The following is a 12,179-nucleotide window of genomic DNA, read 5'->3' on the forward strand; positions in this document are numbered from 1 at the left end:
GGGCGGAGCTGTTCTGACGCGAATTCCGTGGCTGCATGGCACCATCCTCCCCCGTGCGCGCCGCCCGCGAGCCCCCAACCCGGGGAATTGGGGCCGCGCGGGGGGGGCGGGGGCTATTGGGGCCCCCCCCCCTCCCCCCTTCTTCGTCTCGGCGAACTTGTTCGTAACGAACATGTTCGTTACCGTGGAGAGGACAGCGACCCGAAGGAGCGGACATGACCCAGCGCAACCCGGCCCCCGTCCCCGCCCACGTCCCGATCGCCGTCCTCGGAGCCGGCCTCGGCGGCCTGACCCTCGCCCGCGTGCTCCACGTTCACGGCGTCGAGGCCGCCGTGTTCGACCTGGAGGCGTCCGCCGAGGCCCGCACCCAGGGCGGCATGCTCGACATCCACGAGGAGTCCGGCCAGCGCGCCCTGCACGCGGCCGGCCTGTACGACGGCTTCCGCGCCCTCGTCCACGAGGGCGGCGAGGCCATGCGGCTGGTCGCCCCGGACGGCACCGTCCGGCTCGACGCCCCGGACGACGGCACCGGCGGCCGCCCCGAGGTGGACCGCGGCGCCCTGCGCGACCTCCTCCTCGGCTCCCTCCCCGCCGGGACGGTCCGCTGGGGCCGCAAGGCCACCGGCGTCCGGGCGCTCGGCGACGGCCGCCACGAGGTCGCCTTCGCCGACGGCGGCACCCTCACCACCGACCTGCTGATCGGTGCCGACGGCGCGTGGTCGCGGGTCCGCCCGCTGCTGTCCGGCGCCGTCCCCGCCTACACCGGCATCTCCTTCGTCGAGGCCGACCTGCACGACGCCGCCGTCCGTCACCCCGAGGCCGCCGCGCTCGTCGGCGGCGGGTTCTTCATGGCGCTCGCCGAGGACCGCGGCTTCCTCGGCCACCTCGAAACGGACGGCAGCATCCACGTCTACACCGCCCTGCGGGTGGGGGAGGAGTGGCTGGACGGCCTCGGCGCCGCTGATCCGTCAGCGGTCAAGCGGGCCGTCCTCGCCGAGTTCGACGGTTGGTCCGACGGCCTGCGCGCCCTCGTCGCCGACGCCGACGGGCCGCTCGTCGGGCGCCGCATCCACGCCCTGCCGGTCGGCCACCGCTGGGAGCGCGTCCCGGGCGTCACGCTCCTCGGCGACGCCGCCCACCTGATGTCCCCGTTCGCGGGCGAGGGCGCCAACCTCGCCATGCTCGACGGCGCCGAACTGGGCGCGGCGATCGCCGCCCACCCCGGCGCCGCCGAGACGGCGCTCGCGGCGTACGAGCGGGAGCTGTTCCCGCGCAGCGAGGCCTCGGCGGCGGAGTCGGCGGCCAACCTGGAGCGGATGTTCGGGCCGGAGGGTCTCCAGGGGATGCTCGACCTGGTCACCGGGCCCGCGGCCTAAGGTGGACGGCATGAGCAGCACCCCGACGCCCCGCCCCCGCAGCCGCCGCGAACGCCCGGCCAAGCCGGCCCTCACCTACGAGGGCATCGTCGCCGCCGCCGTCCGGATCCTGGAGGCCGAGGGGCTGCAGCGGGTGACCATGCGCCGCCTCGCGCAGGAGCTCGACACCGGCCCGGCCTCGCTCTACGTGTACGTCGCCAACACGGCCGAGCTGCACGCGGCGATCCTGGAGGAGTTCCTCGGCGCCGTGGACCTCGCGCCGGTGCGGGCGGCCGGCGACTGGCGCGAGCGCCTGGCCGCCGTCCTCGGCTCGTACACCGGGGTGCTGTTCCGGCTTCCGGCGCTCGCCCACACCGCACTCGTCACCCGCCCGTCGGGCCCGCACTACCTCGCCGTCGTGGAGGCGCTCCTCGCGCTGCTGCACGAGGGCGGCGTGCCCGACGGGCAGGCGGCCTGGGGTGTGGACGTCCTGCTGCTCGTGGCCACCGCGACGGCCGCCGAACAGTCCGCCCGCGACGCCGACCCGGGCGCCGAGGCCGAACACACCGCCCTCGCCGAAACCCTGCTCGCCGCCACCGCCCCCGAGCACCCCCGCATCGCGGCCCTCGGCCCCGCCCTGCTCGCCGGCACCCCGGAGGACCGCCTCGCGTGGACCTTCCGCATGGTGATCAACGGGACGGCCGCCACCCCGCGTTAGTGCCCGTCAGTTGCCGTAGGGCTTCTTCTCGCGGGCCTCGCGCAGGGCCTGTCCCCACCAGCCGAGCTGGTTGAACAGCGTGGTCGCGGCGGCCGTCGCGCCGGCGGGCTCCTTCAGCGCGCCGGTCTCGTCGAAGAGCCCCCAGCAGTTGTGGAAGCTGACCACGTCACGGACGGTCACGGAGTGCATCTCGGCGAAGACCTGCCGCAGTTGCTCCACCGCCCGCAGGCCACCGGACAGGCCGCCGTAGGAGACGAAGCCGACCGGCTTGGCCGCCCACTCCTTCCCGTGCCAGTCGATCAGGCTCTTCAGCGAGGCCGGGAAGCTGTGGTTGTACTCCGGGGTGACCACGATGAAGGCATCCGCCTCCGCCAGCCGCGGCGAGACCCCGGCCAGCACCTGTGCAACCTCCTTGCCGGGGTTGTGGGACAGCTCGTGCGGCAACGGGTGGTCGGCGAGGTCGATCGCATCGACCAGCAGGTCGTCCCGCTCCTTGGCGAGCGAGGCGACCCAGTTGGCGACGGTCGGCCCGAACCGGCCGTCCCGGACGCTACCGGTGATGACGGCGAGACGGAGGGGCGTGGCGGACATGGGGAACTCCTCGACAGTCGGATCTGCGCGCCCCGCTGCGGGGCGACGTCCATATGATCGAAGTTCAAGTGCACTTGACGTCAAGCCGCGTCCGGCCGCGGCGGCAGCTGTCAAGGAAGCCTGCTCCTCCTCCGTCGATGCGACCGGTCGTCACTACGGGGGTTCCGGTGCAGGGATCCGGTTCGGGTTGCTCGGGCCGCTGCTGCTCGCCGGCCCGGAGGTGCGAACGCTGCCGGCCCTCCTCCTGTGCTTGCCCTGGTGGACTCGTGGCGGGGCGAGCCGTTCGCCGCCGTGCCGGTGCTCGCCGCCTCTGCCCCCAGGCCACCCAGCGGCGCGACACCCGGCTCGCCCTGCTGGAACGCGGAAACCCGTCCTCTGGCGTTCCGGCGGCACGGCGATAACATGAGTACTCCTCATGTTTGCCTCGGGAGGCTGCCATGCCGAACCGCCTCGACCTGCCCTCCGGATTCCGCTGGGGTGCCGCCACCGCCGCCTACCAGATCGAGGGGGCGGTGGAGGAGGACGGCCGCGGCCCGTCCGTCTGGGACGTCTTCACCGCGCGCCCCGGCGCCGTCCGGGACGGGCACACGGGAGCGGTCGCCTGCGACCACTACCACCGGTACGCCGAGGACATCGCCCTGATGAAGGGCCTCGGGCTGGACGGCTACCGCTTCTCCATCGCCTGGTCCCGCATCCTGCCCACCGGCACGGGGCCTGTGAACCCCGCCGGCCTGGCCTTCTACGACCGCCTGGTCGACTCCCTCCTGGAAGCCGGCATCACCCCGCTGCCCACCCTCTTCCACTGGGACCTCCCACAGGCCCTGGAGGACGCCGGCGGCTGGCTCAACCGCGAGACGGCGTACCGCTTCGCCGAGTACGCCACCCTTGTGGCCGACCGCCTCGGCGACCGGATCCCCGCCTGGATCACCCTCAACGAGCCCTTCGTCCACACCGTCTTCGGCTACGCCCTGGGCACCCACGCCCCCGGCCGCACCCTCATGTTCGAGGCCCTGCCCGCGGCCCACCACCAGCTCCTCGCCCACGGCCTGGCCGCCTCGCTGCTCCACGAGCGGGGCCTGGAGGTGATGCTGTCCAACAACCTCACCCCGGTGTGGCCGGCCTCCTCGTCACCCGAAGACGCAGCCGCCGCCGAGGCCTACGACGCCCTGCACAACCGCCTGTTCACCGACCCCGTCCTCCTCGGCCGCTACCCCGACCTCTCCGCCCTGGGCGTCCCCGACGACATCTACGGCGCCGTCTGCGACGGCGACCTCGACCTCATCCACACCCCGCGCCTGGACGGCCTCGGCCTCAACTACTACAACCCCACCCGCGTCGCCGCCCCCACCTCCCCGGGCCTGCCCTTCGACCTCGTCGACATCCCCGAGGCCCCCCACACCGCCTTCGGCTGGCCCGTCGTCCCCGACGGCCTGCGCCAACTCCTGGCCAGCCTGCGGAAGATGTACGGCGAAGCCCTCCCGCCCATCACCATCACCGAAAACGGCTGCTCCGTCGACGAGTCCACCACCCCCGATCACCCCCGCATCGACTTCCTCGCCACCCACCTCGACGCCCTCGCCCAAGCCATCGCCGAGGGCGCCGACGTCCGCGGCTACTACACCTGGTCCCTCCTCGACAACTTCGAGTGGGCCGAGGGCTACCACCAGCGCTTCGGCCTCGTCCACGTCGACTTCGAAACGCAGCGCCGCACGCCGAGGGCGTCGTACGCCTGGTACCGCGACCTGATCGCCGCCCATCGGGCCCGGGGTGACCGGTAGTCGGGGGCTGGGCTGTTGTGGCACCCGCCGGACTCGATTCAGGTCCGGTCGGGCTTTGCGAAGCATCTTTCGTGGCTGAGTGCGGCTTGGCGCGGCGTGTGGATCCGTGCCTGCGGCTCGGGGTCGGCGGAACCCGGTGGATTACGTAGTCGGAATGCGTAGTTCTACTGACGCCCGTGGGCCCCGTCGCCGGGGAGGCTTGCCCGGGGTGACAGGAGCAATCAAGAAGCGGATTACCTAGCGACCCTTGTCGGCGGCACGTGAATGCCGTCCGGGAATCCGCGCGAGGCCGGTTCCGACAGAGCACTCCAGCCGAATTCAAGGGCTGCCTGAATTTCCACAAGTGACACACAGTGAGGCGAATCCCTGCCCATGCCTGCAGACGATCTCCACCACGCCGCATCGCCGCCACCCGCCTTTCAGCCCCTCCAGGCGGACGACCCGACCGAAGTAGCCGGTTACCGGTTGTACGCGCGTCTGGGGGCCGGCGGGATGGGCCGGGTCTACCTCTCCTACACGCCCGGCGGACGCCCGGTGGCCCTCAAGGTGGTCCGCCCCGAGTTCGCCGAGGACCCCGAGTTCCGCCGCCGGTTCACCCGGGAGGTGGCCAACGCCCAGCGGATCCACGGCCTGTACACCGCCCAGGTGATCGACGCCGGTACCGAGGCCGACACCCCCTGGCTGGTCACCGCCTACGTGCCGGGCCCCTCGCTGCAGCAGGTGGCGCGCGAGCACGGCGGGCTGCCGGTGCGCACCGTGCTGCTGCTGCTCGGCGGCATCGCCGAGGCGCTGCAGGCGATCCACAGCGTCGACGTGGTGCACCGCGACCTGAAGCCCGCCAACGTGATGGTCGCCGCCGACGGTCCGCGGGTGATCGACTTCGGCATCGCCCGGGCCGCTGACACCACCGCGCTGACCGGCACCGGGGTCCGGATCGGCTCGCCCGCCTACATGGCGCCCGAGCAGGCCCAGGGCCGCCCGGTCACCCCCGCCACTGACGTCTTCGCGCTGGGCGCGCTGGCCGCCTATGTGGCCGGCGGCGTGCAGCCGTTCGGCGAAGGGCCGGAGACCGCGGTGCTCTACCGGGTGGTGCACGAGCCACCGGAGCTGGACGCGGTGCCCGCCGAGCTGCGCGCGCTGCTGGAGCGTTGTCTGGCCAAGTCGCCCGAGGACCGTCCCACGCCTGCCGAGATCATCGAGCTCGTCCGCAACCGCCCCGAGATCGGTGGGCAGTTGCGGTTCGCCGACGACTGGCTCCCCGCGCCGGTGGCCACCGAGATCATCCGCCGTTCCGACCTGCCCAGGACACTGCCGACCCCCACCGTCCTGGACTCGGTGCCCTCGCTCGGTACCCCGACGCCGGCGGCGGTTCCCCCACCACCGCTCAGTGAGATGCCCACCGCACGTGCGCAATATCCGGAGCAGACCGTTCCGATCGCCGGGGCTGCGCCGCCCCTCGCACCGCCGCAGGCCAAGGCGAAAGGCGTTTCCTGGAAGACCCTGGTGACCATCGCCGTGGTGGTGGCGCTCGGCGGCTCGCTGGCCGGGGTGCTGCTGACCCGGCACGACACGTCGACCACCAGCGGCAGCGACGTCGCCCAGGCCCCGGCCGCCGCGAAGTCCCCGGTCGCGTCGACGACGGCTCCCGCACCGACGGCTCCCGCAACCGCGCCCACCAGCGCGGCCACCGGTGCGCCCACCAGCGCGGCCGCCGGTGCGGCCAGCGCCGGCGCCTCGTCGGCCGGTGGCGCGCTCAGCGCACCCGGCTCGGTCGGCGGCGGCTCGGCGCCCGCGACAGCGGGGAGCTACACCCCGGTGGTGAACAAGGTCGAACTGACGATCCCGGCCAGCCTGTACGCCAGCCAGGCCTACCAGGTCGACCTGGCAGGCGGGAAGACGGCCCCTGCCGTCACCGCTCCCAAGTGGGCCCTCGCCCTGACGCACCAGAGCCCCACCGGTGGCGTCTCGGCCGACTCCTTCCGCGCGGCCGGCTTCGACCTCTCCGACTTCGCCGTGCTGACCGACCCGTCGTCCACCCCGGCCCAGTGCAACGCCGCGATCGACACCCAGCCCAGAGCCGACGTCGGCTTCGCCCAGGTGAACGGCGGCCGGTTGCTCTGCATCCGCGACCGCACCGCCAACAGCATCGCGATCGCGACCATCGAGACCGCCGACGTACAGACCGGCGAGGTCAAGCTCTCGCTGAGTACCTGGCAACGCAGCTCCTGACCCCGTCCGAGGGGGGAGGTAGCGGGCGGAGCAGCCGTTGGGCGACGACTCCCTCATGCCGTGTCGGGTGCCTCGCCGAGCAGGGCGCGGGTGAGACTCGTCCGGTTGGAGACACCGAGTTTGCGGTAGACCCGGCCGAGGTGGGTGTCGACCGTGCGCACGCTGAGGAACAGCGTGCCGGCGATCTCTCCGCTGGTCAGGCCGGTGCCGGCGAGGCGGGCGATCTCCTGTTCCCGTCCGGTGAGCAGGGCCAGCCCGGCCGGATCCGCCCCGCTCCGGGCATCGGACGGGACGAAGGCGGAGGGAGCAGCGGACGAAGCCAGCGCGGTGAACAACCGGCCGCGCTGGTGGGAGACTTCGTCGGCCAGCCGGGCCGAGCCGCACTGGTGGGCCAGCGCCGCGGCCTGGTCGAGCCACCCGGCCACCTGCTCGGTCCGCAGGCTGTCCAGCGTGAGCGCGGCCACCGCGACCAGCGTGCGGCCCATCTCGATGCGCTCACCGCCGACGGTGAAGTCCGCGACCGCCGCCAGCCCGCTGAGCCGAGCCTGCTCGACGTCCCCGCGCATCCGGTGGGCCCACATGCGTGTGCGCCCGGCGTACCCGCGACGGTTGGCGGAGGGCAGCTCGTCGACCCGGGCCTCGGCGAGGTGCGCCCAGTGCTCGGCCATCGTCCGGTCCCCGTCGGCAATCGCAGCCTGTGTCAGGGTCTCGTAGCAGCGTGGTTGCCACCAGGCAGTGACCCGGGGCAGGTGGACGCCGCCTGCGGCGTCCAGCAGCAGCCGGCTCGCCCGGGCCGGATCCCCGGTGATCAGCACGAGTTCGGCATGGGAGCAGCGGACGTTGACGGCCCAGGCGGTCGACTGACCGTCGGCGAGCGCCGCCGCGCGATCGGCCGACGCGAGCACCTCGCGCACCTCGGCGGAGCCGCCCCGCCACAGCAGGACCTGCGAGCGGAGCACCGCCAGCACTGCCCGGATCGCCGGGTTGCCGTCGAACTCGGTGTGCCGGTCGGCCTCGTCGAGCGTGGCCAGCGTGCGGCGCAGGTCCCCGCAGCGCAGCTGGGTGCCGGCCAGCGCCATCAGCAGCGCGGGCTGGATGTACGTCTGCCCGGTGCGCCGGGACAGCGCCGCGCCCCGGGTGAGGTGACGCTCGGCGGCGGCCAGGCGTCCGAGGGTTCCTTCGGCCGTGCCCACGTGGTACAGCGCCTCAAGATTGGTCAGGAGGGTGGCGTCGGAGACGGCGTCGACGAGTTCGACCGCGCTGTCCGCGGTGCGGTCGGCCGCGGCGAGGTCCCCGGTGAACAGGTGGGCGAGCGACGCCTGGGCCAGGGACTTGGCCTCATTGACCCGGTCGTGGTTCCGGCGCGCGATCGCGGCGGCCGTCTCGGCGTGCTGCCGACAGCTCTCGTAGTCCTGCAGGTCGTAGGCGCAGTCGGCGAGTTCGGAGTGCAGGGCGGCCGCCGCGGCGCAGTCGCGGTCGGCCAGGGCCGTGAGCCCGGCACGCGCCACGGCGCCGGCCTCGCTGTAGCGGCCGAGTTGCCGTTCGGCCCGGCTCGCGTCGGCGAGTGCGGTCACGGTGTGGTTTCCGTGCGGCGGTCGGCCGGCCGCCGGTCGGCGCAGCGTGTCGAGCATCGCCCGGCTCTCGGTGGCGTCGCCGGTCAGCAGCCGCGTCTGCGCGAGCAGCACCTGCGCTTCGTGCCAGTGCTGCCCACCCTCCCGGAGCAGCGGCAGTATGACCTCGAGATACCCGGCCGACACAGCGGGGGAGGTGTGCAGCGCGTCTCGCGAGGCGGCGATCAGGGTGGTGAGGTGCTCCGGCTCGTTCGGGTCGAGGGACCGCGCCACATGGTGGGCCCGCCGGGCGATCGGCACCGCGAGCTTGGCCAGCGCGGCCGCCGAGCGGCGGTGCAGGTCCCGGCGCCGGCTGGGTTCGATCTGCTGGTACACGACCGCACCCACCGCCGGGTGACGCAGGACCATCTTCGCTCCGGCGTTGGCCGGCCGTACCAGGTCGAGGCCGGTGAGCAGGTCCAGAGCCCGCATGGTCTCGGGCAACTCCAGCCCCAGCGCGGCGGCGAGCAGCTCCGGGTGGAACGAGTGATCGAACACCGCCGCGGCGTGGAGCACGGTGAGTGCGGTGTCATCGAGGCCGGCCAGCTCACCGAGGATCGCCGTACCGGCCGCGGCCATCGCCTGGCCGTCGGAGGCCATGATCGTGAGGTACTGCGGATTGCCCTGGCCCTCGCGGTGGAGCTTCTCCAGGTCGGGACGCTCGCCGAGCAACTCCCTGGTCGCTGCCGGGGAGAGCGGCCCGAGCTGCCACACGTCGAGCAGGCCGGCGGATATCGCGCGGGACAGCACGGCGGCGAGCGCGGGCGAGAGCTGGCGCTGCCGATAGGCGAGCAGACAGAGCAGCGGGCCGTTGGCGGTCGCCTGGAGCACCCGCTCCAGGCCCGGGATCCGATCGGCCGCAAGATGGTGCAGGTCGTCCACGGCGACCACCGCCGCGCCGTCCCGCGTCACCTGCTCGCGCACGTCGCAGGGCTCGTCCAGCAGCGACCGCAGGCCCGGGAACGCGGGTGCGCTCGCGTACTGCCCCTGGGCCGCGTCCACCCGGACCCCTGCGGCCCTGGCGTGTGCGACGGCCGTGGACATCAGCGCGCTCTTGCCGATGCCCGGCTCCCCGACCAGTGCGATCGCCCGTCCGCCCGCCGTCGTCAGGTCACCCAGCACCTCCAGCAGCGTCTCGATCTCCCCCGCCCGCCCGAACAGTTGACGCCCTCTGGCAGCCATCCTCCAGGCCGGCGAACCCTCGAGGATGGATCCGCCGTCCTGCATTCCATCCGACATGACCGGCACATTAGTCGCACCGAATGACAGAATCACCAGCCCTCCACGGCGCTCGCATGCTTGACGACACGTGACCACCGACTGGGCAGTGCTCCCCGCGCAGGCCTCGCGCGCCAGGGTGCGAAACCGGTCGGACACGGTCATTCGCCGGAGAGGCGGGCCGTTCGAGGGTCAGGCGGTCAGCGGGCCGTACTCGTCGTGGCGGCGCAGCCAGTGGGTCTCCTCGCCCTCCTCGTGCCGGCCCAGCGGCGTCCGGTCGAGGAGGCCGTAGTAGGCCATGGCGGGCTCAAGGCCGCGTGCGGTGGTGACGTACGTCCGGTGGACGGTGCCGTTCGAGAGCGCGTAGGCGCTCAGCCCGGGTCCCTCGGTCACGTACCCGGGCACGTCGGTGCCGCAGGCCTCCGCCATCTGCCGGACGGTCGGCGGGATGTCGCCAGCGAGGAACGGCCCCAGCTCCTCCGCGGTGTACTGGAAGCCGAGGTCGCGGTGGAAGTCGCTGCCGGCGGTGGAGACCCAGTCGAAGCCCCAGCCCATCCGCTCCCGGTAGGCGAGGAGCTTGGCGATCGGCGCCCGCGAGGAGCAGATCAGCGTCACGTCGCGGGCTTTCAGGTGGACCGCGTTGGGGTCGAGGGTGTCCGCGATCGAGGAGCAGACCGGGCATCCGGCCTCGTACGGCGGGCCGAACATGAAGTGGTAGACAAGCAGCTGCGAGCGCCCGCCGAAGAGGTCCGCGAGCGACTTGGTCCCGCCCTCGGTCTCGAAGCCGTAGTCCTTCTCGACCGGCACCCAGGGAAGCTCCCGCCGCTTCCGCGCGAGCTCGTCACTGCGTCGGGTGAGCTTCTTCTCCTCCGCGAGCAGCTCCGCTCGCGCCGCCTCGAACTCCTCCTGCGTGCCGATCCTGTGCTCGGGCATGACCTTTCCCTCCTGTGTGGGAGCAGAACGCCACATCGCGGCGTGCGGTCACCCGCAGTGGCAGCCGGCCGTGCCTGCCACCGGCTACCCGTCCGGCCATACATCCACCGTACGCGCGCGGCGGCGGGTGCTCGAAGCCAAGCCGAATCGCCTGTGCGGTGACGTGATCGCGCGGCGGGATCCCCGGTCCCTCCGGGGCCGTCAGCGCGGGGCCGACCCGGCGGGGAACGGGGCGCCGTGACCCGGGACGATGACGTGGGCCCCGCTGACCCCGTACGCCCCGGTCGGTCGAGGGTTGCCACCAGCGCTTCGGTCTCGTCCACGTCGACTTCGCGCCGCAGTGCCGCAGCGCCGCACCCCGAGGGCGTCGTACCCCATCCACCGCGACCTGATCGCCACCTACCGGGGGCGCCGGCCGCGGTGGATGGCGCTTCGAAGGTTTCGGTCCGGGGACGCAATTCTGTCGGTGGCGGTCGTCATGTCCTCGGGCTGCCCGGTTCCTAGGGTGGAGGCACTGGGAGACACCGGACGCGTCGGTCCGGACGGTGTGGCACGTGGTTGCCGGAGTCGTTCGTCCCCGCCGTTTCGCGCATCCGAGGAGCACCATGACCGCCACGCTGACCGCCATCTCTCCCGCGCACGCCGTCCGCGAGCTGACCGTCGTGGGGCCGGAGGGTCTCGTCGAGCTGGCCGTTCCGGTCACCGTTCCGGTCGTGGGGCTCATTCCGGCGCTGGTCCGGTGCGTTGCCGGAAGCCAGGCCGGTGACGGGGACTGGGCGCTGCGGCGTCTCGGCGGTGCCCCGCTCGGACCCGGTGACACGGCCGTTTCGCTGGGGCTGCGGGACGGGGAGGTCCTGCACCTGTCGTGCTAGCCGGTTGGGCCCTGTGCCGTCCACCAGGCCCTGGGATCGTCGCAGCCTCCGACCGCGAGCCGCTCGCCGTAGCCCTGCTCGACGAGGCAGCCGCCCCGGTGGGCGTGGATCCGGAGCCGGGTGGTGGACCGCCCGGCGGGGGCGGCGCCGGGTGTGGTCCACCGGGGAGGGGCGGTGACGTCCGCGAACGTCCATGACTGGTCCGGGCTCGCCTGCTCCGGGCTGCTCCCGGCCCGCTCGTGTGCGAGGTAGACCGAGCCGTCCGGATCCGTGGTGAGCACCAGGGGGCCGGTCCCGTCGTCACCGGTGCTCGGCAGGAGCGACTGGAGGACGAGTTCGTCGCCGGCGGTGGGCCGTACGAGCCACTCCTGGTTCTCCTCGGCGTTCTCCGGCATCGCGGTCACCGCGGCGCCGTCGGCGGCGTGCGAGGCGTCCGCTCCGAACGCCGTCATCCTCAGTCCGGACTGGTCGGCCGTCAGGTTGCCGAGCCCGCGCAGTGTTCGGGGGACGGGAGGGGCAGGGGCGGCCGCACCTTCGGGTCCGGCGGCCAGGCCGGCGAGCAGGAGGCAGGGGAGCAGGGCGAGCGCGGCGGTGGCCTTGGTGGCGGCGAGCGCGGGTCGGTAGGTCAACTCGGCTGATCCTCGGTGGAGTTCGATGGCGAGGGGCCGCCCACCGGAGCGAACCGGTGAGCGGCCCCTCGCCGTGTGGGGACGCGATCAGCTCCTGGGCGAACCGTCGGTCAGCTGCGCCTGGATGGACGTCATCACGGCGGCATCGGTCAGGGTGGTGGTGTCGCCGACTTCGCGGCCTTCGGCGATGTCGCGCAGGAGGCGGCGCATGATCTTGCCGGAGCGGGTTTTGGGGAGTTCGCCGAC

The 12,179-nt window shown here is 73.2% G+C and carries 9 protein-coding genes; 5 read left to right on the forward strand and 4 right to left on the reverse strand.

The genetic code is table 11. The features are described from left to right. Nucleotides 1–215: 215 nt before the first annotated feature. Complete coding sequence (locus ACFV4G_RS29460) at nucleotides 216–1,376, forward strand: FAD-dependent oxidoreductase (protein ID WP_380445150.1); 1,161 nt, start codon at nucleotides 216–218, stop codon at nucleotides 1,374–1,376. Nucleotides 1,377–1,386: 10 nt separating this feature from the next. Beyond that, entirely contained in the window at nucleotides 1,387–2,073 is a 687-nt protein-coding gene (locus ACFV4G_RS29465; protein ID WP_380445151.1) for a TetR/AcrR family transcriptional regulator, read from the forward strand. 6 nt (nucleotides 2,074–2,079) lie between these two features. On the opposite strand, the gene ACFV4G_RS29470 is transcribed toward ACFV4G_RS29465, so the two are convergent. Next, nucleotides 2,080–2,664 carry an NADPH-dependent FMN reductase gene (locus ACFV4G_RS29470; protein WP_380445152.1) on the reverse strand — a complete coding sequence of 195 codons (585 nt, stop codon included), beginning with the start codon at nucleotides 2,662–2,664 and terminating at the stop codon, nucleotides 2,080–2,082. A 437-nt stretch (nucleotides 2,665–3,101) separates the two neighbouring features. Here ACFV4G_RS29470 and ACFV4G_RS29475 point away from each other — a divergent pair, with 437 nt between their 5' ends. Both ACFV4G_RS29475 and ACFV4G_RS29480 read left to right on the forward strand, forming a co-directional pair. Beyond that, nucleotides 3,102–4,442 carry a GH1 family beta-glucosidase gene (locus tag ACFV4G_RS29475; protein WP_380445153.1) on the forward strand — a complete coding sequence of 447 codons (1,341 nt, stop codon included), beginning with the start codon at nucleotides 3,102–3,104 and terminating at the stop codon, nucleotides 4,440–4,442. 372 nt (nucleotides 4,443–4,814) lie between these two features. Further along, nucleotides 4,815–6,671: a serine/threonine-protein kinase gene (locus tag ACFV4G_RS29480; RefSeq protein WP_380445154.1), complete on the forward strand. Its 1,857-nt coding sequence runs from the start codon at nucleotides 4,815–4,817 to the stop codon at nucleotides 6,669–6,671. A 53-nt stretch (nucleotides 6,672–6,724) separates the two neighbouring features. Here the strand turns inward: ACFV4G_RS29480 and ACFV4G_RS29485 are convergent, their stop codons facing one another. After that, on the reverse strand, nucleotides 6,725–9,463 hold the full coding sequence (locus tag ACFV4G_RS29485) for a LuxR C-terminal-related transcriptional regulator (protein ID WP_380445155.1): 2,739 nt from the start codon (nucleotides 9,461–9,463) through the stop codon (nucleotides 6,725–6,727). Between the two features lie 228 nt (nucleotides 9,464–9,691). Continuing rightward, nucleotides 9,692–10,432 (reverse strand): DUF899 domain-containing protein, encoded by a 741-nt coding sequence (locus ACFV4G_RS29490; protein ID WP_380445156.1) that lies wholly within the window; start codon nucleotides 10,430–10,432, stop codon nucleotides 9,692–9,694. A gap of 605 nt (nucleotides 10,433–11,037) precedes the next feature. Between ACFV4G_RS29490 and ACFV4G_RS29495 the strand changes: the two genes are divergently transcribed. Further along, nucleotides 11,038–11,304: an EsaB/YukD family protein gene (locus ACFV4G_RS29495; RefSeq protein WP_380445157.1), complete on the forward strand. Its 267-nt coding sequence runs from the start codon at nucleotides 11,038–11,040 to the stop codon at nucleotides 11,302–11,304. Here ACFV4G_RS29495 and ACFV4G_RS29500 read toward each other — a convergent pair. Continuing rightward, on the reverse strand, nucleotides 11,301–11,933 hold the full coding sequence (locus ACFV4G_RS29500; RefSeq protein ID WP_380445158.1) for a hypothetical protein: 633 nt from the start codon (nucleotides 11,931–11,933) through the stop codon (nucleotides 11,301–11,303). The genes ACFV4G_RS29495 and ACFV4G_RS29500 overlap by 4 nt on opposite strands. Nucleotides 11,934–12,179 lie beyond the last annotated feature (246 nt).

This window comes from Kitasatospora sp. NPDC059747 (assembly GCF_042732955.1).
GTDB lineage: Bacteria > Actinomycetota > Actinomycetes > Streptomycetales > Streptomycetaceae > Kitasatospora.

Coding starts and splice junctions, on each gene's coding strand:
- ACFV4G_RS29460 (WP_380445150.1), top strand. CDS start 216: ATGACCCAGCGCAACCCGGCCCCCGTCCCCGCCCACGTCCCGATCGCC.
- ACFV4G_RS29465 (WP_380445151.1), top strand. CDS start 1,387: ATGAGCAGCACCCCGACGCCCCGCCCCCGCAGCCGCCGCGAACGCCCG.
- ACFV4G_RS29470 (WP_380445152.1), bottom strand. CDS start 2,664: ATGTCCGCCACGCCCCTCCGTCTCGCCGTCATCACCGGTAGCGTCCGG.
- ACFV4G_RS29475 (WP_380445153.1), top strand. CDS start 3,102: ATGCCGAACCGCCTCGACCTGCCCTCCGGATTCCGCTGGGGTGCCGCC.
- ACFV4G_RS29480 (WP_380445154.1), top strand. CDS start 4,815: ATGCCTGCAGACGATCTCCACCACGCCGCATCGCCGCCACCCGCCTTT.
- ACFV4G_RS29485 (WP_380445155.1), bottom strand. CDS start 9,463: ATGGCTGCCAGAGGGCGTCAACTGTTCGGGCGGGCGGGGGAGATCGAG.
- ACFV4G_RS29490 (WP_380445156.1), bottom strand. CDS start 10,432: ATGCCCGAGCACAGGATCGGCACGCAGGAGGAGTTCGAGGCGGCGCGA.
- ACFV4G_RS29495 (WP_380445157.1), top strand. CDS start 11,038: ATGACCGCCACGCTGACCGCCATCTCTCCCGCGCACGCCGTCCGCGAG.